At 32.1% G+C, this 20779-nt stretch carries 21 protein-coding genes and 3 pseudogenes; 13 read left to right on the top strand and 11 right to left on the bottom strand.

Going from position 1 to position 20779, the window contains the following annotated elements; genetic code table 11:
* Positions 1 to 602: 602 nt before the first annotated feature.
* A complete protein-coding gene (locus ID741_RS17905; RefSeq protein ID WP_438721046.1) occupies positions 603 to 1475 on the bottom strand; it encodes a LysR family transcriptional regulator in 873 nt (290 codons plus the stop codon).
* A 166-nt stretch (positions 1476 to 1641) separates the two neighbouring features.
* Here ID741_RS17905 and ID741_RS17900 point away from each other — a divergent pair, with 166 nt between their 5' ends.
* Together ID741_RS17900 and ID741_RS17895 are read left to right on the top strand one after the other, a co-directional pair.
* Positions 1642 to 2613 (top strand): ornithine cyclodeaminase family protein, encoded by a 972-nt coding sequence (locus tag ID741_RS17900; protein WP_438721045.1) that lies wholly within the window; start codon positions 1642 to 1644, stop codon positions 2611 to 2613.
* A 17-nt stretch (positions 2614 to 2630) separates the two neighbouring features.
* Positions 2631 to 3653: pseudogene (locus ID741_RS17895) on the top strand (proline racemase family protein).
* Between the two features lie 338 nt (positions 3654 to 3991).
* Here the strand turns inward: ID741_RS17895 and ID741_RS17890 are convergent.
* From ID741_RS17890 to ID741_RS17880, 3 genes are all read right to left on the bottom strand, one after another.
* Complete coding sequence (locus ID741_RS17890) at positions 3992 to 4930, bottom strand: alpha/beta fold hydrolase (protein WP_438721044.1); 939 nt, start codon at positions 4928 to 4930, stop codon at positions 3992 to 3994.
* A gap of 133 nt (positions 4931 to 5063) precedes the next feature.
* Entirely contained in the window at positions 5064 to 5555 is a 492-nt protein-coding gene (locus ID741_RS17885; RefSeq protein ID WP_218327328.1) for a MarR family winged helix-turn-helix transcriptional regulator, read from the bottom strand.
* Positions 5556 to 6021: 466 nt separating this feature from the next.
* Complete coding sequence (locus ID741_RS17880) at positions 6022 to 6873, bottom strand: DUF6544 family protein (protein ID WP_438721043.1); 852 nt, start codon at positions 6871 to 6873, stop codon at positions 6022 to 6024.
* Between the two features lie 1537 nt (positions 6874 to 8410).
* Here ID741_RS17880 and ID741_RS17875 point away from each other — a divergent pair.
* Complete coding sequence (locus ID741_RS17875) at positions 8411 to 8824, top strand: VOC family protein (RefSeq protein ID WP_438721042.1); 414 nt, start codon at positions 8411 to 8413, stop codon at positions 8822 to 8824.
* A 190-nt stretch (positions 8825 to 9014) separates the two neighbouring features.
* Here the strand turns inward: ID741_RS17875 and ID741_RS17870 are convergent.
* Positions 9015 to 9131, bottom strand: a pseudogene (locus ID741_RS17870) (type VI secretion protein ImpB); the annotation flags it as partial.
* A 201-nt stretch (positions 9132 to 9332) separates the two neighbouring features.
* Between ID741_RS17870 and ID741_RS17865 the strand changes: the two are divergent.
* Positions 9333 to 10076 carry a cyclase family protein gene (locus ID741_RS17865; RefSeq protein WP_438721041.1) on the top strand — a complete coding sequence of 248 codons (744 nt, stop codon included), beginning with the start codon at positions 9333 to 9335 and terminating at the stop codon, positions 10074 to 10076.
* A gap of 267 nt (positions 10077 to 10343) precedes the next feature.
* Here the strand turns inward: ID741_RS17865 and ID741_RS17860 are convergent, their stop codons facing one another.
* The 3 genes from ID741_RS17860 to ID741_RS17850 all read right to left on the bottom strand — a co-directional run bounded on the left by ID741_RS17860 (position 10344) and on the right by ID741_RS17850 (position 12043).
* Complete coding sequence (locus tag ID741_RS17860; protein WP_218327738.1) at positions 10344 to 10445, bottom strand: putative holin-like toxin; 102 nt, start codon at positions 10443 to 10445, stop codon at positions 10344 to 10346.
* Positions 10446 to 10861: 416 nt separating this feature from the next.
* On the bottom strand, positions 10862 to 11245 hold the full coding sequence (locus tag ID741_RS17855; protein WP_438721040.1) for a RidA family protein: 384 nt from the start codon (positions 11243 to 11245) through the stop codon (positions 10862 to 10864).
* A gap of 54 nt (positions 11246 to 11299) precedes the next feature.
* Complete coding sequence (locus ID741_RS17850) at positions 11300 to 12043, bottom strand: DNA/RNA non-specific endonuclease (protein ID WP_438721039.1); 744 nt, start codon at positions 12041 to 12043, stop codon at positions 11300 to 11302.
* 396 nt (positions 12044 to 12439) lie between these two features.
* Here ID741_RS17850 and ID741_RS17845 point away from each other — a divergent pair, with 396 nt between their 5' ends.
* The 5 genes from ID741_RS17845 (at position 12440) to ID741_RS17825 (ending at position 16155) form a co-directional block, all read left to right on the top strand.
* Positions 12440 to 12811 carry a hypothetical protein gene (locus tag ID741_RS17845; protein WP_438721038.1) on the top strand — a complete coding sequence of 124 codons (372 nt, stop codon included), beginning with the start codon at positions 12440 to 12442 and terminating at the stop codon, positions 12809 to 12811.
* Positions 12812 to 13056: 245 nt separating this feature from the next.
* A complete protein-coding gene (locus ID741_RS17840) occupies positions 13057 to 13743 on the top strand; it encodes a lysostaphin resistance A-like protein (protein WP_438721037.1) in 687 nt (228 codons plus the stop codon).
* Between the two features lie 158 nt (positions 13744 to 13901).
* On the top strand, positions 13902 to 14471 hold the full coding sequence (locus ID741_RS17835) for a GNAT family N-acetyltransferase (protein ID WP_438721036.1): 570 nt from the start codon (positions 13902 to 13904) through the stop codon (positions 14469 to 14471).
* A gap of 61 nt (positions 14472 to 14532) precedes the next feature.
* Positions 14533 to 14856 (top strand): tRNA-binding protein, encoded by a 324-nt coding sequence (locus tag ID741_RS17830; RefSeq protein WP_438721035.1) that lies wholly within the window; start codon positions 14533 to 14535, stop codon positions 14854 to 14856.
* Positions 14857 to 15903: 1047 nt separating this feature from the next.
* Complete coding sequence (locus tag ID741_RS17825) at positions 15904 to 16155, top strand: hypothetical protein (protein WP_438721034.1); 252 nt, start codon at positions 15904 to 15906, stop codon at positions 16153 to 16155.
* Between the two features lie 684 nt (positions 16156 to 16839).
* Here ID741_RS17825 and ID741_RS17820 read toward each other — a convergent pair.
* The 3 genes from ID741_RS17820 to ID741_RS17810 are packed head-to-tail and all read right to left on the bottom strand — an operon-like array spanning position 16840 to position 18617.
* Entirely contained in the window at positions 16840 to 17277 is a 438-nt protein-coding gene (locus ID741_RS17820) for a GFA family protein (RefSeq protein WP_438721033.1), read from the bottom strand.
* Between the two features lie 60 nt (positions 17278 to 17337).
* Positions 17338 to 17748 carry a DUF3788 family protein gene (locus ID741_RS17815; RefSeq protein ID WP_438721032.1) on the bottom strand — a complete coding sequence of 137 codons (411 nt, stop codon included), beginning with the start codon at positions 17746 to 17748 and terminating at the stop codon, positions 17338 to 17340.
* Positions 17742 to 18617, bottom strand: coding sequence for an AraC family transcriptional regulator (locus ID741_RS17810; RefSeq protein ID WP_438721031.1), 876 nt, complete (start codon positions 18615 to 18617; stop codon positions 17742 to 17744). Before ID741_RS17810 ends, ID741_RS17815 begins: the two co-directional genes overlap by 7 nt.
* Before the next feature lie 259 nt (positions 18618 to 18876).
* Here ID741_RS17810 and relB point away from each other — a divergent pair, with 259 nt between their 5' ends.
* The 4 genes and pseudogenes from relB (at position 18877) to ID741_RS17790 (ending at position 20695) form a co-directional block, all read left to right on the top strand.
* A complete protein-coding gene (gene relB / locus ID741_RS17805; protein ID WP_438721030.1) occupies positions 18877 to 19101 on the top strand; it encodes a type II toxin-antitoxin system RelB family antitoxin in 225 nt (74 codons plus the stop codon).
* Between the two features lie 110 nt (positions 19102 to 19211).
* Positions 19212 to 19367: pseudogene (locus ID741_RS17800) on the top strand (type II toxin-antitoxin system RelE family toxin); the annotation flags it as partial.
* An 89-nt stretch (positions 19368 to 19456) separates the two neighbouring features.
* The gene (locus ID741_RS17795; protein WP_438721029.1) at positions 19457 to 19975 is read left to right on the top strand and encodes an HdeD family acid-resistance protein; all 519 of its coding nucleotides are present in this window, start codon (positions 19457 to 19459) and stop codon (positions 19973 to 19975) included.
* A gap of 150 nt (positions 19976 to 20125) precedes the next feature.
* On the top strand, positions 20126 to 20695 hold the full coding sequence (locus tag ID741_RS17790; RefSeq protein ID WP_438721028.1) for an NAD(P)H-dependent oxidoreductase: 570 nt from the start codon (positions 20126 to 20128) through the stop codon (positions 20693 to 20695).
* Positions 20696 to 20779 lie beyond the last annotated feature (84 nt).

Here is a 20779-nt window from a genome sequence, read left to right as displayed (position 1 = left end):
TGGCTAAAAAATAATATAACCTTACATCATAAAAATCTGGAGGTTAACAATCACTTTTTTAGATATTAGTTATTTATTTAATCTTAAACAAGTACACAGAAAATGACTCCGAGACGCTCTCAGTAAAGTAGAGAAGAATAGAGAAAAAATTTCAAATCTACTTTTATAGAAAGTTTTTGTATGTCAAAAAGAAGCAACAAAGAAGACTACATTCTTACTAACTAGGAATGTAGTCTTCTTTGTTGCTGTAAACAATTTAATAAGTCACGCTGTATTCTTTAGCAACTTTTCTAATTCGTCAACAATATTTCTATAAACTGCACGCCGCCGAGATTTTTAGCATTCAGGTCCAATTAATTTCAGTCGTCTTTTATAAACACTATTACGCTTAGCGATTTTTATCCCTTATGCGTACCTTATCTTAGATTCGGCTTTTTTTAGCTTTGATACCATATTGGACAATTAGGTTTTATGGTAACACTTAGTTAATAATTAAAACATAAATCACAGATAGGCTACCTACATTACTTAAATTCAATACATTTACTTCTTTAAAGAAATTTTTCTCTTTTTCCGATTTTCATAATTATTTTTTAGTTTTTCTAAATAATTACCTTTTTAGAAGATTGAATAAAATTTTGTATAATTGGTAATTCTAGTTGGCTTTTACGAACAGCAATTCCTAATCTCCTGTGAATTAAGGGTTCGGTTGGTTTAACTAGTAAATCTGTCACATGTTTATGGTCGATATAGCTTTTAAAAAGTAACCCCAAACCTAAGTTTTGTTTGACCATTTCCAAAATTGTTTCTTCATCGTTAGTGGATACATTGACATGCTGGTTTGATACATTGTTCTCTCGTAGAATTCGGTTAATATCATATTCGTAATTTACAGAAGAGCCAATAAATTTATTTTCTTTTAACACTTTTAGCGGGATTGCTTTCATGTCCTTATAAGGATGATTTAAAGGCAAAACAACTAATAATGGATCTTGAACTAAATCAATCCATTCAAAATCAGAACGATTGCGGTAGGAAGTAAAAGCAAAGTCAATTGAGTTTGCTTTTAAACTTTTTTCAATCCGTTCACTGGATCCTTGTTTAATATTCACGTTTACTTTGGGGTACTCTTCAAAGAAATTATTTAATATTTTAGGTAGCCAATTGATTGATATGCTTTTGTATGTTCCGATTATAAGATTTCCATTTGCAATTTTATTAATCTTTAAAAGTGTATCATCAAATTGTTCTTCCGCTTGAAGCAGACTATCAATCTGAGGTAATAATTCTTTCCCATTTGTTGTTAATGACATGCCACTTCGATGACGGATAAATAAAGGAAATCCAATTTCAGCTTCTATTTTCTTGATAGTATAGCTAATTCCTGATGCACTAATGTTTAAATCAATAGAAGCATCAGTTAAATTTCCCTTCTCAATGACTTTCCTAATAATCCTCCAATTTCCAGTATCCAAAGTATATACCCCTCTGTAATCAATATTATTGAAGGTTCCCTTCAATAATTTGATTGTTTAAAATTTTTTTTAGGTGCTATGATAAGTGCGTAAACACCAGACACACTTTTTAAATCATTATACCACTACTTTCTTAGTAAATTAGTTGTTAAAAAGGAGGAATTTTATGGAGATATTAACAAAAGAAGAGATAAAACAATTTTTTTCAATGAAGGATTGTATTGCCACGGTTGAAGATGCCTTTCTGTACTTCTATGAAGGTAAAGTTGAAGTACCATTAAGAACTCAGATTCAGACCGCTGAAAAAAAAGGCACATTTTTATGTATGCCGGCATACTGTGCTGATTATGATGCGTCTTGTGTGAAAGTTCTAAACATGTTTCCCGGAAACATTGACAACGGCTTATCTTCAATTAATGCACAGATTTTAGTAATGGATACGAAAACAGGTCTCTTTAATGCATTACTGGATGGAAATTATGTTACCCAACTTCGAACAGGTGCGGCAACTGGTGTAGCTATCAAATATTTAGCTCGAAAAGAAGCAACAATCGGAGCACTGATTGGCACCGGTGGGCAAGCAGCAACGCAACTAGAAGCGATGACCGTAGCAGCAGATCTAAAAGAAATTCGCGTAAGTGATTTAAATTTTGATCGAGCAAAAAAATTCGTTGAAACGATGAAAAAAGAATTGAATACGACGATTGATATCAGGGCTGTTCAAAATTCTGACCAAGCTATTAGTGACGCAGATATTATTGTAACAGTTACTCCTTCAACCAAACCCGTCTTCAATGCTGAAAAAGTCAAACAGGGGGCACTAATTTCTGGTATCGGTTCTTATCAACCACAATTACAAGAAGTTCCTGCTGAATTAGTCAAGAGCGCAAATAAAATCTATTTTGATTCTGAGGAAGCTGTTCTTTCAGAAGCAGGTGATATTTTAATTCCACTAAGTAATGGAATCGTTACCAAAGAAGATTTTACGGGAGATATTGGTGCAGTGATAAAAGGTGAATTAGTCGGTCGAGAAAATCAAGAAGAAATCATTTTCTTTAAAACGGTGGGGATTGCGGCACAAGATTTATTTGCTTCCCAGGCGATTTTTAAAAAAATGAATGAAAAAAATTCAAATTAAATTAGGAGAGATAGTCCATGATGAACTTTAAAAACTATATTCAATGTGTAGATACTCACACTGGAGGAGAGGCGCTACGAATCGTGACTTCCGGTTTTCCAAAAATCCCAGGAGATACAATATTAGAAAAACGAAAATATGTCTTAGAAAATCTTGATGATATTCGAAAAATGATTATGTTAGAACCTCGAGGACATAGTGGCATGTATGGCTGTATTTTGTGCGACCCGGTAACTGAAGACGGTGATTTTGCGGTACTTTTCACTCACAATGAGGGATTGAGTTCTATGTGTGGACACGCCGTTATTTCTTTATCGAAAACGGCGATTGAAATGAATTGGATTGACTACAAGTAAGGCTCAAATCATATAAAAATTGATGCACCAGCGGGTCGAATTGATTGTTTTGCAGAAGTTAAAGATGATGCAGTGACAAAAGTTAGTTTCCAAAATGTTCCCTGCTTCGTTTATCAAGAAAATGTCACTTGTGATGTGGAGGGTTATGGAGAAATAATTGGTGATATCGCTTATTGTGGAGCTTTTTATGTCTATGTTGATGTGACACAGTTAGGTATGGATGTATCTCCTGAAAATGCTGATGATTTAGTTCGAATAGGAATGGAAATTAAAAGAAAAGTTTGGGCAAAAACTAAATTTATTCATCCAACAGAACCTGGAATTGATTGGTTGTATGGCACAATATTTTATGAACCAGTTAAACAAGATGGGGAAAACGTCCTTACTAAAAATGTCTGTATCTTTGCTGAAGGTCAGATTGATCGTAGTCCAACAGGCTCTGGTACAGGGGGACGGCTAGCTATTCATTATGCAAAAGGAGATCTTAAAAAAGATCAGACTTTAATCAACAATTCAATTGTAGATACGCCAATGGAAGGAAAAGTACTATATGAAACAACCGTGGGTGATTATCCTGCAGTAATAACTGAAGTTTCAGGCACAGCTAATATTATGGGGTTTAATAACTTGGTTCTTGATCCTACAGATCCATTACCAGTTGGTTTTAGAGTTACAGGGGGATAATTCAGTAGAAAATTGAAGTAGAAATCCCTTTATTACTTTTACTTCAATTTGCTATTAATCATTCTTATTTTTTTAATGAGATTATATAGTGAAGTAAATCATAAAAAAAGAATTCAGTCCTCATCAACAATGGGTTTCCATGATATTCAGTATCATGATGGATTACTCTATACTACATTGTACATTATGTAGAAGTTTGACTGTAGATAGAACTCAGTGTTTGATAAAAACTGAAAGAGACACAACCGGATTGTGTCTCTTTCAGTTAAATGGCGCAAATCGTAAAATTAAAAAACTTTGAGGGTAGTTCCCTTAAATCACAATTGTACAAAGTAAGTTTATTCAAAAAAAGAATTAGTTTGCTCCGTTATTTCTTTATATCTCGTCCAATGTAAGTAATGGTGTCCTTTTAGAGGAACTACCTCACCTTTCACACAATTCTCAATTTGAGTTTCATAAAATTGAATATTTTGATTACCGTCTGCTCTTTCTCTTGCAAATATCAAAATAGGTAATTCATTTGGAAAGTTCAGTTTTCGTGTTTTTTCAGAATTTGATTGGATACTATTTGTCTCGTTTACAACAGTTTTATTACTTAATTTCCAAGAGGTTATAGCTTTAGTCTCAATTAAATTTTTTTCAGAATACACGCCTTTTTTTGCAATAGGTAAATAATCCTTAGCATCTAACATCACGGCTAGTTTTGTCATACCTAATGGTGCTAAATAACCCATATAATTTGGAACAGAAGGAGCAGTTTCTTTAAAGTAGGATAAAGTCTGTGGTAAGGAAGGGTCAATTCCTACAATTCCTTTAATTTCACTGGGATACTTATTTGCATAATACATACTATATATACCTGATAAAGAATGGGCCATTAAGACAAATGGGTCATCTACACCTACCTTTTTTATCGCCTCTCGTATTTCATAAGTTATATTTTCTACGGATCGTTCTCTGTCCGTTAAATCACTCCACCCATAACCTAGCGGCTCCACTACGACAACTTTATTTTTTTTAGATAATTCATCGATTAAAGGTTCAAAATCAAGTACTGGAGAGGCAGTTCCAAGCCCAGGTAACAGTACTATTGTATTAGTTCCAGTTCCTTTCGTGTATACATGTAACTTTTCATTTTTAACAGTTACTAACTGTCCAGGATAACCATATTTACTTTCTTCATATTTTTTAGACACATTACTAAATAAAATCCATAATACGCATACGAGGATAATCCCAATAATTATTTTTTTTAACATACCGAAATTTTTTTTCATATTTTACCTCCATTTAAAAAAACACACTAATAACAATTTGTATTGAATGACAACAAACCAATCATTCAGCTAACACTTCCGAAAATTATAGTAAGACCTATAGCTGTGAACATTACTCTTTTCATTCCCTATGCTACCCTTTTTCAGCGTATTCATTTTCTAATTTTTCTATCCCTCCGTATAGCTTCATTAAGGTTTTAAAAAAGAGTTGCAATTCAGAATCCGAGTAGTTGTGAAATAGTTTATTTAACGATTGAGTATGTAAAGAAAAAATCTCCTCAAAATACTTTAATCCATCAACTGTTAAATATAATTTTAGTTTCCTTTTATCACCACTATCTGAGTGGATTTTTATAAGGTCGTATTTCTCTAAAGAAACTGCTAATTTTTTTATATTCTGTCTTGAGCATCCCAACAAGTTTCCCATGTTAGTGAGAGTATTTTCTTCTTCGCTAGAAAATTTTAACATCACAAGTAACATAAACTGTTTTAAAGTGACTTTAGGATCAGTTTTATCAAAAATAGTCTGAAGTCTATTCTCCATGATAAATAGACTTGCAAAAATAGCCCGTTGCTGCTGATCTCTTGTTTCTTGATGGGACTGAATCAGATCATTAATTTCCAAAGTAATCTTCCTTTCCTATAAGAATAACTTGTACAATATTTTCTATAATTGATTTTTTTAACATTAGAAAGATTTACCAAATCAACCTCTCTAATAGAATTAATCAATTCAGTTTTTGAATTTTCATCTTTTAAGTTACTGAGCATTTTTTAAAAGTATTTTTTCAAGAAGACTTAATTTAGCCCTCGATAATCGACCTCGAAGGTGAAAATTCTTTGCTTGAGAGACTTGTTCACGAATCATCTCACGTACTTCTAAGATTTTCTTTTTATCATTTATTGAGGTTAAACCAACTGATATAACCGAACTAATATACATTTTTAACACTCAATAATTTTTCTATAGAAATTTGTTTATCACTAATTGCAATAGTATTCTTTCTCTTTGAAAACTGACTCGCTTATTCTTCAGCACTTCCTCGTTTAGATTCATACATTACCAAATCATTCATATGATTCTCCCCTGTTTACTTGTAGCCATATTCTAAAGTTGTCATTTCTCCATCAAAATAGACAGAATCGCCAGTTTCATAATGCCAGATTGCCTTAAGATGCTTCGGGTGTCTCATTTTATTTTCTGACACATAGTTAGAAAATATTGCACTCCAGGCCGCTTGTGTTTTTTTACCAGATGAATCAATTGCTACACGATCATTCGTTGTAAATTTTTCAAGTTCTCCTTTATCATTAAAATAGAAATTCCCCTTAACTTCATATCCGTTGTATTTCAATGTTGCTTCAAGCACATGATTATCAATTTTTTTCCAAGCGATGAAATCTTGAAGTGCTGCAGTTGGTACCAGTAAGCACTCAGATAAGTAAGTAACCAGGCTCCCTGTATAAAAGTCTTCTCCAGATTCATCAAAAAGAGTAATACTCTTTCCTAAAACACCTTTCATAGATCCGTCTTTACCGTCGTATGAATCAACCCCTTGAAAAGGAATGCCATAAAACTTCGTATCAATAAACGCTAAAACATTCGGAGTCACTCCATCATTTACTCTTTCATAATCAATTTTTAGCGGTTTTTGCTTAGTATTCAATATGAAATCGACATTTTTATACTTAGCAATCGAATAAGTCATTTTAGATTTATCTATGAATCCACAAACCCTAAAATAATTTCTTAAAGCTTCTGGATATTTCATTAATTCATCATCAGAAAAAACAGCATCTCTATGATTTTGTTTTCTGCTAATTATTTTTTCTTTCTTCTGTTCGAAATCACTCTTCACTGGAGAGTAATCGATACTTTCATACATAATAATTAATCCTGAAATTGCAAATAAAAGACCTAATGCTATTCCCATTTTTTTCATAAAACCTCCTAAATGAATTAATATCACGCGCATATATAACTTATGCTATATTAGGTAACTAGTTACCTAATAGTAATAGAATATCATAGAGTTAAATATTTTTTATCAGTCTGAAGTACTATTTGATTAAAATATTCATCATTTAAGATATTCTCCTAGGAAAAGGGTTAAATCGATAGGAGTTCCAAGATTACTCAAACTTATTTATTCATTGATTAATAACCTATATGTTGCTCAATTTATTATTATTTATTCTCAAGAATCACTGACTTCTACATCGTCATCTAACAGGTGAATTATATTTAGTGAAATGGATAATCCTAAACCGTAGTAAACTATTTTAATCTCATCAATATTAAACCCTTAACCAGGTTACGGATTTTCTGCTGACAGGAATATTTTTAAGCTCGCAAAACATACTAATATTGGTTTGTAAAAAAATGGACGGATTTTCTTACCGCTATAACCTCTTAAGATATAGTAGAAGTGAAAGAAAGCTCGAATCGGAAGATGGTTCATAGAATCCTGCCGTAAAACTGGCTTCTTCACTTTCGTTTCTGAATCAGTTTAAATTATGTGGGGTTGCGAGCTCGTGTATAGGAAAATAGAATCGAAATGTCTGAATGAAGATCTTTTAAATATGGTTAATTCTTGTTCTAATTCACCAGACATTATCTACGAATCTACCGGTGTTTATTCAAAAGTTATTGATAAATTCTGTAAAGAAAACCATCTTACTTTTAATGCCTAAACCCCTATCTTGCTAAACATCAACTTGCTCAAGATACCTTACCAAGTTGGAAAACAGATATACATGGTGCGCATAAATTAACTCAATCACACCTCCGTAACAACCGAGTAGCTTGTAGAAGAATTACTAGCTAAAAAGCTATGAACTTTCTAAGCTTGAATTGTCAAATCAAATTTAACACTTCATTGAAAAATACTTCAAATGGTGTTTCCCAACCTAAACATTTTCTAAGTCGCATGTTCAAACGATAGACATATTCTTCAACTTGTTCATCAAATACTGAATCCATTTCTTTTAGTTTAGGGAAGTATTCTCTTAATAGGTCATTTGTATTTTCATTTGTTCCTCTTTACCAAGGTGCGTGAGGATCAGTGAAATAAAATTGAACACCTTTAATTCTTGAGTAATTTCTGCATGCTTAGTGAATTCTTCACCCCTGTCAGTGCTAATAGTTTTGGTTTTAATTTTGTTATCCAACATTAATATGCTAAATTTATAAGGTATCCTACTATCAAACATTTGATAGTCTAGGGGTATCTAGAACATAATTGAGTGTGCACTTCTGATACAAGAATTATTCCAAAACAATTATGAGAAGTTTAAAAAATTAAAATGATTCTAGATTTTTTCAGCAAGGTGTTAGAATTAGTAATATTTTGACAGTGAAAAATAATCAATGCAGCAGAAAAAATTGTTGAGGTCTATGCTCATATCAAAATTTTTTTAGGTATTCGATAATTGAGTAGACCTGATCTAATAGAAATTTAATTTGAAGGAGGAAACATAATGAGTGAACAACGAGTAATTCCATTTTTAACTTTCAATGGTGAAGCCAAGGCTGCTCTTGAATTTTATGCAGAAAATTTACCGGAAGCAGAAGTTGTAATGGCAGAACCCTATGGCACAGATAATCCTCACATGCCGGCTGAAGAAGGTCAACGTATTATGTATGGGATGCTATCGTTATTAGGACAAAAAATCATGTTTTTAGATATGGCCAGTCAATATCCAGCGCCAGATTTTAATTGGTCCTCTTCACTATACTTAGAATGTCAAGATGAAGCCGAATTTGATTTAATTTTTGCTGCCTTGTCAAAAGAAGGTAATGTAATGATGGGCCCAGAAAGTGTAGGCAATATACGCAAATGTGCTTGGGTCGTGGATAAATTCGGCGTTACTTGGCAACCAGTTTGGGTTTAAAAAATAATAAATACACTGGGAATTTTTTTATCTATTTATGTGGTGAGGTTTTATTTGAAAATCTTGCTAGAAAGAAATAGAATCCACTAAAGATAGAAGAAACTGATTAACCTAAATAGTTGGATGAAGTTAGCTAGGGCTAAGTAGGAAAAAAAGTAAACAATTTGTTAAATGCAACTGAAAAAGGGCCTAAAAAATTAGTTGTCAGTAGATTAAGACCTCGTTCTACACATTCAACAGAAGCACAAAAGGATTTTATCTCGATTAAAAAGTAATCAGACACCGGTTCTTTTCCATAATTAATCATGTGAAAATCATTCCTTCAAAACAATTATAGTAAACATTGTTCGCATGACAAATAAGAATACTCTAAAAATTTAAAAATGCTAGAAACACCTAAAAGTTGTTTTTTTATCTTAATACGGCACAGATGGAGTTTGACTAGTAACTATTTTCTCGATACTCTTGATACAAGCTAAAAATAGCAGAACGAATAAGGAGGGATAGTATGAGTGATATTACAAAAAGTATTGAATTATTAAAGAATCAAAAGTGGGTTGATCTAAGCCATAATATTCATGAAGGAATTCCTTATTTTCAATCATTTCGACCAATGAAAGAAGAAACATTGATGACAGTAAAAGAGAATGGTTTTTTTGCAAAAGAATATCAACTTGTCACACAATACGGAACACATATTGACGCTCCGATACATTTTGTAGAAGATAGTTTGTCGGTGGATCAACTGCCAATAAAAAATTTTTTACTGCCATTAATTGTTATTAATAAAGAAAAAGAAGTCATAAAAAATTCTGATTATTCATTAACGGTTAAAGATATTAATAATTTTGAAGATGAATATGGAATAATTCCAGAAAATAGCTTTGTAGCCTTTGCAAGTGGGTGGTCCAAGCGTTGGAACAATCCTACTTCTTTCTACAATACTGGAAGTGATGGGCAAGCACATACACCTGGATGGTCAATAGGGGCTTTACAATTCTTACACGAAAAGCGAAATGTAACCGCGATAGGTCACGAAACATTAGACACTGATTCAGCAATTGACTGCAAGAAAAATTCTGGACTAATTGGAGAATTATATTGGTTACAACAAAAGAAGTTTCAAATTGAGGTGCTGAATCATTTAACGGAGCTTCCTGCGATCGGTGGAGCAATCTCTATCGGAGTACCGAAAGTAGAAGGTGCCCCTGGTTTTAATGTTCGAGCAATAGCTATTGTTCCAAAAAATTAGGTAAATATAAGTATAAAATCAATGAAGTAACATATGTTTAGATAAGGAATTAAAATGCACTCAAATTATAGTGTGAAAATTTTAAGCTCGTGATCTTTTTATATTGATAAAATTTCCAAACTAGAAAAAAAGAATCGTCCATGATATACTGAATACGTAAAAAGGAGCTACGCTCGATACGTAACTCCCTAAAATGTAGCCCGTTTAAGACGGTGGCTTAGATTATTTAGTCAAAAATAGACCGTAACCTGCCAAAGTTACAGCGGTCTATTTTTTGTTGTTTTTGCTAAGAGTCACCATCAAGGCAACCAGTGCAACAAGCAGTGTTCCAAACTGGAACATTAAACTGATTGCTTCAGCAACAGACAAAAATGCTATTCCCTTCTATGAAGTAGGAAAATGCTCATAAGCACCACCCCCTGAAATAGCCAACCGCCATAAACTTACTACGTCGTTCAGTATATCATATTTATAATCCTAATTCTTTTGCTACCTTATCAGTATTTCTGATAGTAAATGAATACACAACCAGCTATTTATTCCTATTGAAATGTCCCTCAATAGGAATAGGTTACCAAGCCATAACTTTAACAGCTGTAAATCATAAATGCGATAAACTGTATTTATGTTGAACAACGTACCTATGATATAAGTACCACCCAAAAGAAACATCTTTCGACTCTAAAGAAAAGTGTAGTAAAATAAAATTCTTGAAAATATTAAAAGTGTTACTTTTGGGTATACCCAAAAGTAACACTTTTAATTGTACATAAAGCACACACTATTTATTTAATTATTGCTGAAACTTCTATTTCAATCAATAACTCTTTATCAATTAAAGATGATACTTCAACCATTGTTGAAGCAGGCTTTATGTCTTTAAAGAACTCACCATGAGCTTTTGCAATTTTTTCCCAATCAGCAATATTTGTTACAAACATTCTCGTTCTGACAACGTCTTCCATTTTAGAACCTTCCGAAATAAGTAATTTCTCAATGCTTTCTAAAATAGATTTAGTTTGTACATATGGATCTCCCACCCCGATTGTTTTGCCATGTTTGACAGCAGTAGTTCCAGCAATTTCAATAGTATTTCCGATTTTTACTGCTCTTGAATAGCCAACCACATTTTCCCATGGTGAATTTCCAGAAATATTCTTTCTTTTCATAATTTTCTCCTAATTTCATATAATATTTTTACAGTTCAAAACACAAAAATTGTTTTACATATTTTCACCAGTAACATAGTCCAACGTATAACCATCTTCCACATTATAGAAAAATACATTGTAACTTATCGTGTTATCTTCCACGCTTTGCGCCTCCATTTGCACCCCACGACAAAGTAACTCATTGTCTTTAAAATAAGGCGTCACACGGTATCGTACATGATTTTTCGTCTGTCTCAGATAGTCTGCTACTTGATTCTCATATTGTACCATGGTTCCTTGGTTCATTTGTTCTGTCCCTGTAAAAAGGTTCTTCCAGTTGTCATTTTCTCCTGTTAGCTGGTAACCAATTAAATGGCTACGATTGTATAACCATTTCCCATTAGATAGCTTTTTTTGCTTCCAACCTGTCGGATAGACGGACGAGATATCGCCTCTTTCTTCTGTCGGCATTAAATCGTATCCTAACAACGCATTTGCAACACCAACACGATTCAAATTGTCTAAGTCTGAGAATGTTTGCCACGAGCCATTAGCCAGGGACAAATCTTCCTGATTGAAATTTGCTTGATTATTATTGATAGTTACGACTTCGTTTGTACTGTCATAGCCTAAATTAGCAGCGTCTTGAGTCATTGTTAAATTGCTGATTACAGAGTTGATAGTTATATTTGTCTGGTCTTTTGGTGTCTGTTCAGTATCTAAGTAATTACTTCTCCATACAAACAATCCTACATCTATTGGGATCAATGCTCCTAATAGACCTTTATTGCTTTTTTTCTTTTTTTTTTTTTTCATAGCCAGCTCCTAAAGGTAATCCCGTTTAAGTGCGTAGGTTGAGGTTCACTTTTATTTCGATCGCGATATTTATACCATAAACACATCTATACTCACTTGTCTCTTTATTGCTGTCTTTTTAGATGTAATGAACCTAAACCGATAGAATTTCATTCCAGTCACTAATGATCTCTTCAAAATAGTTTTTCACATCTCCTTTGCTAATGGCCGTTATGAGTCGAGGTATCTTTTCATTTTGTTCCCCGCTTGTTTACCAAATTAAAAAAATATCCATTTCTTCACTCCTTTATCTCGGTCGTTTACGGAATATTACTCCCATTTACTTCTCTTAATATTTGATTTATTATTAATATTCAATTAAATAATTCATCACTTTCATCACTTAGGAGGATTTATATGAATTACAAAGAAAGAAAAGATTATTTGTTTTATGTTTCAATAGCTTTTTTAGTAGGGTCTTTTCTCTATGGTTGCTTGGCTTTTTTCCCATTCGTTGATTCTTCTCTTGATCTTCCTATGAAAACCAAAATTATTAATTTTATTTTGTCTACGCTTCTAGGTGGATATTTAATTTGTTCCATCCTATCTGGTATTTTACAATTCATTCGATTCATCAAAAAACAATCTAGACTAGTCAAAATTTTATCGATTGTCTTCTTCTTAATAACTATACTAATCATTATTGCAGTTGGTTTCTTTTCAACTCTTCCATACTATATCTACAATATTTGGCAAGTCAAAAAGAGAAAAATTCTGATAGAGAAGTAAACCATATTTTTGTAGGCAGTATGTCTGTCTTTTGTTTTTGATAGCGGTGCCACTTAATCTATTGATATTTATATTGTCTCGATATTACTAAGATACCCTTTGCTTTCATTTTTTTCATAAAGTAAAATGGTGGAAATTATCCTACAACAACATACCAAAAATAGCTTTATGCAATCTCAATCATTAGCGGAATTAACTATATAAATTTTTTTGGTATAATTAAATAAAAAATATGGAGCGACCTATTGAATAAGTATATGACGGGTAAAAAAAAGACGAAAATTAGCAAACCTGTATTAGTGGCTGTAATCCTGACTTTTCTCTATGGAATATTTTTTTACTTCTCTACTTCATTTTTATGGAACAAAGGCTGGTTAATTTCGTTAAAAGATATCACCTCACAAAATATTTGGATTAAGTTTTTATCAGACATTATAAATAATCTATTATTTGTCATCCTAATTTTTGCCCTGATCTTTTTAAAAAAAAGACCATTAAGTGAAGTGGGCCTCACGAAAAAATCTCGGTTGGTAAGTGTGCTGCTACTAGTAGTTTATTTAATTATGTTTTTGTCTAACGGAGACTTCACATTAAAAGGGTTTTATTTAGCTTTCTTTTACTTAGTTATTGTCGCCTTCTCTGAGGAATTTATTTTCAGAGGCTACTTATTCACAATAATAGATCAAGAATATGGTTTTCGAATAGGAATAATCGTTAGTGGTTTGCTATTTGGTGCTATGCATGGACTTTTACCAACAATTATTGGAAATGGTTCACTTGCAGATTTATTTACCAACATTTCAAGCAATTTATTAGGTCAAGGGATTGTTGGTGGCGGACTATTTGCTTTGGCTTATAAAAAGAGTGGAACCTTGTTTGTTCCAATTTTAATCCATGCAATTTTAGATTATTCGAGTGTCCTATTTGGGTAAATTAAAAAAGCATCTTTATTTTTAGTCATTAGTTACACAATTGTCTCAACTACATGAACTTCCATTCCGTTAAAACACCTTTTTATATTCAAAATAAATTGATTTTATGAATAGTATATGGGATAATTTCCTTTAATATTTTGAAAGGTTTGATTCTAATGAGTGACTTATATATAAAGCTTGCACAACATCCAGTAATCAATTCGGAACGCTTAATTTTAAGACCTATGACCTTAGATGATACGAATGCATTATTTGAGTTCACTTCAGATTTAGAAACAACAAAATACGTGTCCAATATCCACAGAAACTTAAACGATACAGCTGATTATATCGTAACCAAATTCTTGAATGCACCTTTGGGTCAATTTGCTATTGAAGAAAAATTAACTGGTAAAATGATTGGCAGTGTAAGTTATAATCGCATTGACTCTCTCATGAAAACTGCTGAGATTGGCTATATGCTTAATCGCCATTACTGGAATAAAGGGTACATGACTGAAACTTTAAAAACTATGCTTGAATATGGCTTTGAAAAATTTGAATTTAATAGCTTGATGGCTGTTTTCGATAAAAATAATATAGCATCACGCAAAGTTATCTTAAAAAGTGGCTTAAAATATCTTTTCGAAGATCCTTATTCGAGAAAAGACTTTATTGACCCACAAAAAAATGTCACCGATGTTTTTTATCGTCTGACAAAAGACGAATACTTTCATCCAGAATAATTTCCCATAGAATATCTAGTGATTTTTTACAATAGAAAACTAATACTGGAGGAAATACATTATGATTACAATGGAGCAATTTGACGAAGTTGAAATGAGAGTTGGTACAGTTACAAATGTTTCTTTGAATAAGAGAGCAAGAAAGCCTGCGTATAAAGTTACAGTTGATTTAGGGGAATTCGGTAGTAAAAATAGTTCAGCACAACTAACTAATTATGAGGCAGAAGAACTTATTGGTAAACAAGTAGTCTGCGTCTGCAGTTTTGCACCAATCAGAATTGGTGACGTTAAAAGCGAGATTAGAATACTAGGTAGTGATACAGATTCTGGCTGCATTTTACTAACATCACTAAGTAAAGTAAAAAATGGTAGTAAGATATTTTAACCTCAACAATTTAAAATAATATTACTAGATTACTGCTTGTCTTCTGACAGGCAGTTTTTTTTAGTCCGAAATCTATTCCATTCATCCCCTCAGTTATTTGCATCGTTTACGGATTAAAACCAAGAATTTTGTTTTTTTATATTTTTTGAAATCATTGTTATATCGGCATTTATAGCTGATTATTCCGTAAAAAATATTAAATTACTCGATTTTTTTGCTATTTTTTTTATACTTAGACTAGCTTAATAATTTTTTTTAATGAATAATCATTACACCTCTATTTAAGCTAGTTTGATATTAGTTTTTCTTTATCTATCTTCACTTTTTACGATAGATAAACAATTTATTATTGTGGTTGAAATTGGTATTTTAATTATTGAATATGGCTATAAGTAGATACTTGTCACATTTTAAAATGTAGGTTCGATTCCTACCCTCCACATCAAATCCAATTAAGCGAAATACTATCTTTGTTATCAGAAAGGAGAAATAAAATGTTTTTAATATTCTTAGTTTTATTTACCACAAGTTTTTTAGCATTCACAACCTATGACAGCTATCCTTCAAAATATCAAAAGGTATCTCTATTCTTTTCATTTGCTTTTCTTGTCCTATTTTTATACTTTTTACCAATCACACATATACGAAGCTCCTTGTCTTTCTTTGAAAATTCTGCTGCAAAAAGGGAGCAAATGATTCAATACATAAGGAATCCACATAGTATTCTAATTCATACATTCAAGTAATTTTTTATTTACTGAGCCATCACCTTTTTAATATTTTCAACATCTTTCTAACGTCCACAATATGTTTCATTAGTAGAGTCTAATTCATTTTATTTCTAGTGCAATGAATTTTTGAATTCCTTTATTATCAGGCTTTATATCGACTTTTAACTTATCTTATAACAACATTACTAGTATTATATTAACCAGCATTTTATAGTATCTCTAAACCAAAAAGGAGATGATATTATGTTATTAGCAACAATTTTACTTGTTAAAATGGTACACATGTTTAAATTCTAATGAAAGGTGGGGATAGATCATGAAATTAATTCTTTTAAGTTTTTTAGTAATCAGCTTTTTAGTTGGCTTTTTGGGGACTTGGTACTTTAGTGAGAGAGATGGCAAATACTATAAAATTTCTCTTGTAACTGCTGGGGCTTCGCTTATACTTTTTTGTGCCTTCTTTCCAACAGATAAAGTGATTGATCACATGAGTACGATTGACACATCTGATTCTGTAGTTAAAACAGATGTTTATACAACACGAAAAATTTCACACAAAAATTTTTAACAAATTTTATAGAATTTAAATTAATTCGAGAGGAAATCCATTTGATACATTTAAATCATTCAAAATGAAAGCATCTATACTAATCAAATAGTAGGTGCTTTTTTCTTTTCTACAATAGTTTCTACTTAACAACACTTTTATTTCCATATTAGCAGGTTAGAAAATAAAAAAACTTCCCACCTGTAGGAATAATATCTTGTCCCAAGTATGAGGCGCTCTTCTAAATATTTTTATTATCTCTGAAAACTTCTTCCTGCCTCCCTGAAGTAACTAACCATCACTCAGATCTCTGCCTATTCTATATATGAACAGTCAGCCTTTCAACATATTTTTACTTAAGCGTATCTGTGATTTTCTGGATGTAAAACAAGTGAATACAACGTTAGGTTTAGTTAGGTTTTATTCACCAAAATATGCGTCTAATAAACTCTGAGTTTGCCTACTCATAAAATCGATTAATTTTAGTAATGTAGAGTGAAATAAATTCCATTAGGACAGCAAGTTAAAAATTAATCTCACAAGATGACTTGAGTACGAAGTCAATAATAGTAAGGATCCTCTACCTAGATTATTTAAAAATTTCCCTTTTTCACAAGAAAAAACCCGCCAAAAGCTGGTCTAACGGGCTACTATTGTTATTTAGTTAGGATGTCTATTTAGTAAATAACTCATAGACTAGTATTTTCAGTCTTCTTGGCTGTCAGAGAAGTATTTTTCTTCAACCAATTTCAGAATATCAGCTTCCGTTTGCTTTTTTGTTTTGTTAGCAAAGTCATAGTAATTAGGTTTTTGGTCATAATAGACTTCAACTGATAACATTGCTTCCTCTTGATTTTCAAATAAATCTATTGGAATACTATAAGAATCAGTTGGTTTTAAGTAATAAAACAGGTTTGATCCGCAAATTGAGCAAAAGCCCCTTTCTGCCCATTCAGACGAATGATATCTAGAAATAAATTCTTCATTACTGATGACAATATCTGACGTTGTTCCTGCTTCAATTGTTAGAAGTGGTCCTGATCCCCACTTTCGACACATAGAGCAATGGCACGCTCCTACTACATGAGGTATTTCTTTTACTTGAATCGAAATTTTCCCGCACAAACATGATGCATTTTTCATTTTATTCCCTCCTTATAATAAAAAAGCATACCACAAACGAACATACGTTCGCAATCGTTTTTAATTAGCTTTTTTATATTCAATCAATTGATAGACATTTGTCAAATCTTTTTCATTATAAATATCGATTTTAAGTGTCGTAAACTGATTGCCACTGATTGAAGCATTGGAAAATGCCTCTTTTAATTCGTCTGATATGTTGAGGTCAAAAACCCCTTGTTTATTTTTTTCATTAAAATGAGCAGCGATCGTGAAAAAGCCCACCTCAGGTTGCCCCCAAAATATTGTTTTTCTTTCTCGAGTGGCCTTTGCAAGCCAACCGCCATCTTTATAAAAACGCCATTCTAGGTTAATTTCAAAAGCTGGTAGTTTTTCTAACAGTAGCTTATACGCCGAAAAACTATCGCCCAAAACAACACTTAGATTTTCATCAATTGGCTTTATATTTTTGTCCTTTTTAAAATCTACCATAATCTGTCTCCTTCATTCTTATTTTTTATAGGCACCCAGTACTCAAGAATGTTTCCTATCGCGCCATCTTCAGCATGTACTGAAATATCTGGACCGCAATCATTTTCATATTCGCTTGTTGGCAACCATTCTGAAATCACTCGTTTCCCCAAATTTTGTGTTTCTTCAATTGTCTTTTCAGCGTATGAAAAAATTGCCCAAGTATAAGCACCCATCACATACTCCTCTAAAGATTCCATTAAAGGTTCCTCTGTTGGAACTGAAATTAAATAGCGCCAATGTTCAACATTTTCATCAGGAATCATCACTTCGAACAATCCTAATTGATCGTTTCTTAGCAATTTTTTTAGTTGATGGATTGTTCCATTGTTCTCAGCTGCTTCCCAGATTTTTTCAACTGGCTCAACCATTCCTTCAAAATCTCCATAAAGTGATATAGAGACGCCTATCACTCGAAAAGATTCCTTTGTCTCAATTCTAAAATCGAGACTCTCTGCCCCTTTTATCTCCATTTTAAAACTGATAGGTGAGTAGGCTTTTATCAATGCACCATCTAGTTTAGCACTTGAAGGTGATAGCCCATGAACACTTTGAAACGCTCGATTAAAAGCAGTCGGCGAGTGATAGCCGTATTTTAATGCAACATCTATGATTTTCATATCACCCTTTTTTAAATCCGCAACTGCTAAAGACATTCTTCTACGTCGAATATATTCTGATAAAGGAATTCCTGTCATATAAATGAACATTCTTTGAAAATGATACGTCGAGCAGTCTGCTACTTTAGCAATATTTTCAATATTCAATGCATCTGTAATGTGTTCTTCAATGTAGATAATAACGGTATTCATTTTTTCTATCCAATCCATTTTTACCATCTCCAATGTAGTTTAGATACTTTATTTTAAAATATAAAAAAGGTTTCTTCCTCTCTTTTTGCACAATATTTAGAGAGTATGTAAATAAACACCTATCCTAAATCGGGAAATAGTTTTCAGCAATGGCGTACATCCTGAGTTAGCAGCTTAACTGATGACCTTCACATAATTGAATAAAGGTTAGATAAAAATTTGAAATTTTACTTTCCATTTTTATGACAATGAAATACAAGAAAGCGAGTTGATTATTATGGCTATGATTACAATCAGAGTAAGCGATGATGAAAAAGAATGGTTAGATTATATGGATGAGTTCTATGGGATTACTTTATCTGAATTGATGAAGAATTATTCGATGGAACAGTTAGAAGATGAATATGATAAACAAACTGCGGATATTTCTCATAAATTATGGCTAGAAGATAATAAAACCCTTCCTATGAACGAAATACTAAAAGAATTTGGTAACATGTGATGGTTTACCATTTAGAATTTAGTAAAGACGTGCAAAAACAACTTCGAAAAATGGATAAACATCAAGCCATTTTAATCGTTCGATAGTCATACAAGAATGTCGATGGCACAACTGACCCAAGACAACAAGGGAAAGCATTAACTGGTAACTTAGGTTCTTATTGGCGATATCATATTGGAAATTATCCTGCAATCGTTGAAATTGAAGATGATCGCTTAGTGATTACAGCAATTCAGGTTGGTTACAGAAGGAATATTTATGTTTGAGTCCGTTAAGTCAGTCGTTTACAGACTTTTTAGTTTTTATTTCCAATAATTCTCATTAAAATGTATAATATTTTCTGGAGGTGAGTATTATGGAAAAAAGATCAGGTTTTAATTGGGCACCATTTCTTTTGGGAATTATCTTTATTTTCGTTTCCTTAGTTACATTTCGTGACCCAGAAAGTAGTTTGTTAGCAATTGTTTATGTGTTTGCGTTCTCTGCAATTTTTAAAGGTGTCTTTGAACTATTCTTTAGACGTAGTTTGAACGAATTTGCTGGACAACACTCAACATTGCTAATCGTATTAGGAATATTTGATATAATAATCGGAGTATTTCTTTTATTCAACATTTCAGCGGGCTTAATTGCACTACCTTTTGTGTTTGCAATTTGGTTTATCGTTGATTCTATTGTCGCATTAGCTACATCAGGTATCTATAAAGTTGCAAGTACTGGTTATTATTGGTTTAACGTTATTGTTAATATCATCGGAATTATTTTAGGAATAATGTTGATATTTAATCCTATATCTTCTGCATTAACACTTGCATTTCTAGTTGGTTTTTACTTCATGATGATGGGTATTACACTTATAGTTTACGCATTTTAATTGATAGAGGTTTTTTAGCCTCTATTTTTTTTTCGCAATATGTTTCTTTTGCTGACTATCCTTCCTATATAACTAACTACGACCTAAGTACTATATCTATTTTTCTTGAATAGTTTATATTTATATAAAAATGAAAGAAGATAGATTAATTTGAACATTCTTATAATTTACGCTCATCCCAATGCTGAAAGTTTTAACTACGCAATACTTAATACATTAAAAAATAATATTTCATCACAAAACAACACCAAAATTCTTGATTTAAATAAAGAAAATTTTGATCCCGTTCTACGTTTCGATAAAGAAAACAAAAAAAGAGATTTAAAAGACGACCCTGCCACTCTAGAACTTCGTTCCCAGTTGACATGGGCTGATCACTTAATTTTTATTTTTCCAATTTGGTGGGGAGGAATGCCTGCGATACTTAAGGGTTATATTGATAGAGTTTTTGCAAAAGGATTCGCTTACGAATACAAAGGCACATTACCCGTAGGACTACTTCCTGGGAAGACTGCAGCAATTATAACAACCCATGATACTCCAGGATTTTATGCCCATTTTTTCCAGCAAGATTATGGTAAAGTTTTGAAAAAACAAGTCTTAAAAATGTGTGGCATTAAGACTAATACTTTTATCGTCTTTCCTTTTACACGTAATTCTAATCAACAAAAAAGAAATACTTTTTTGTCTAAGATTTCTGCTTACGCAAACAATCTTTAAATTTCTTTCATAATAAAATTAGTAATGTTTGAATACCACTTAAATAATTCAGAAACTTACTATTATCATGCTGATAGCAGAAAA

The organism is Enterococcus sp. AZ103, assembly GCF_051714685.1.
GTDB lineage: Bacteria > Bacillota > Bacilli > Lactobacillales > Enterococcaceae > Enterococcus_A > Enterococcus_A alishanensis.
Note: the sequence above shows the minus strand (reverse complement) of the source record. Positions and strands in the feature narration are given on the sequence as shown.

Excerpts from the sequence above, each read along its gene's own strand:
- ID741_RS17850 (WP_438721039.1), bottom strand. The coding sequence starts at position 12,043 with ATGAAAAAAAAAAAAAAGAAAAAAAGCAATAAAGGTCTATTAGGAGCA.
- ID741_RS17890 (WP_438721044.1), bottom strand. The coding sequence starts at position 4,930 with ATGAAAAAAAATTTCGGTATGTTAAAAAAAATAATTATTGGGATTATC.
- ID741_RS17900 (WP_438721045.1), top strand. The coding sequence starts at position 1,642 with ATGGAGATATTAACAAAAGAAGAGATAAAACAATTTTTTTCAATGAAG.
- ID741_RS17855 (WP_438721040.1), bottom strand. The coding sequence starts at position 11,245 with ATGAAAAGAAAGAATATTTCTGGAAATTCACCATGGGAAAATGTGGTT.
- ID741_RS17820 (WP_438721033.1), bottom strand. The coding sequence starts at position 17,277 with ATGAAAAATGCATCATGTTTGTGCGGGAAAATTTCGATTCAAGTAAAA.
- ID741_RS17830 (WP_438721035.1), top strand. The coding sequence starts at position 14,533 with ATGATTACAATGGAGCAATTTGACGAAGTTGAAATGAGAGTTGGTACA.
- ID741_RS17880 (WP_438721043.1), bottom strand. The coding sequence starts at position 6,873 with ATGAAAAAAATGGGAATAGCATTAGGTCTTTTATTTGCAATTTCAGGA.
- ID741_RS17795 (WP_438721029.1), top strand. The coding sequence starts at position 19,457 with ATGGAAAAAAGATCAGGTTTTAATTGGGCACCATTTCTTTTGGGAATT.
- ID741_RS17865 (WP_438721041.1), top strand. The coding sequence starts at position 9,333 with ATGAGTGATATTACAAAAAGTATTGAATTATTAAAGAATCAAAAGTGG.
- ID741_RS17845 (WP_438721038.1), top strand. The coding sequence starts at position 12,440 with ATGAATTACAAAGAAAGAAAAGATTATTTGTTTTATGTTTCAATAGCT.
- relB (WP_438721030.1), top strand. The coding sequence starts at position 18,877 with ATGGCTATGATTACAATCAGAGTAAGCGATGATGAAAAAGAATGGTTA.
- ID741_RS17810 (WP_438721031.1), bottom strand. The coding sequence starts at position 18,617 with ATGGATTGGATAGAAAAAATGAATACCGTTATTATCTACATTGAAGAA.
- ID741_RS17825 (WP_438721034.1), top strand. The coding sequence starts at position 15,904 with ATGAAATTAATTCTTTTAAGTTTTTTAGTAATCAGCTTTTTAGTTGGC.
- ID741_RS17875 (WP_438721042.1), top strand. The coding sequence starts at position 8,411 with ATGAGTGAACAACGAGTAATTCCATTTTTAACTTTCAATGGTGAAGCC.
- ID741_RS17835 (WP_438721036.1), top strand. The coding sequence starts at position 13,902 with ATGAGTGACTTATATATAAAGCTTGCACAACATCCAGTAATCAATTCG.
- ID741_RS17815 (WP_438721032.1), bottom strand. The coding sequence starts at position 17,748 with ATGGTAGATTTTAAAAAGGACAAAAATATAAAGCCAATTGATGAAAAT.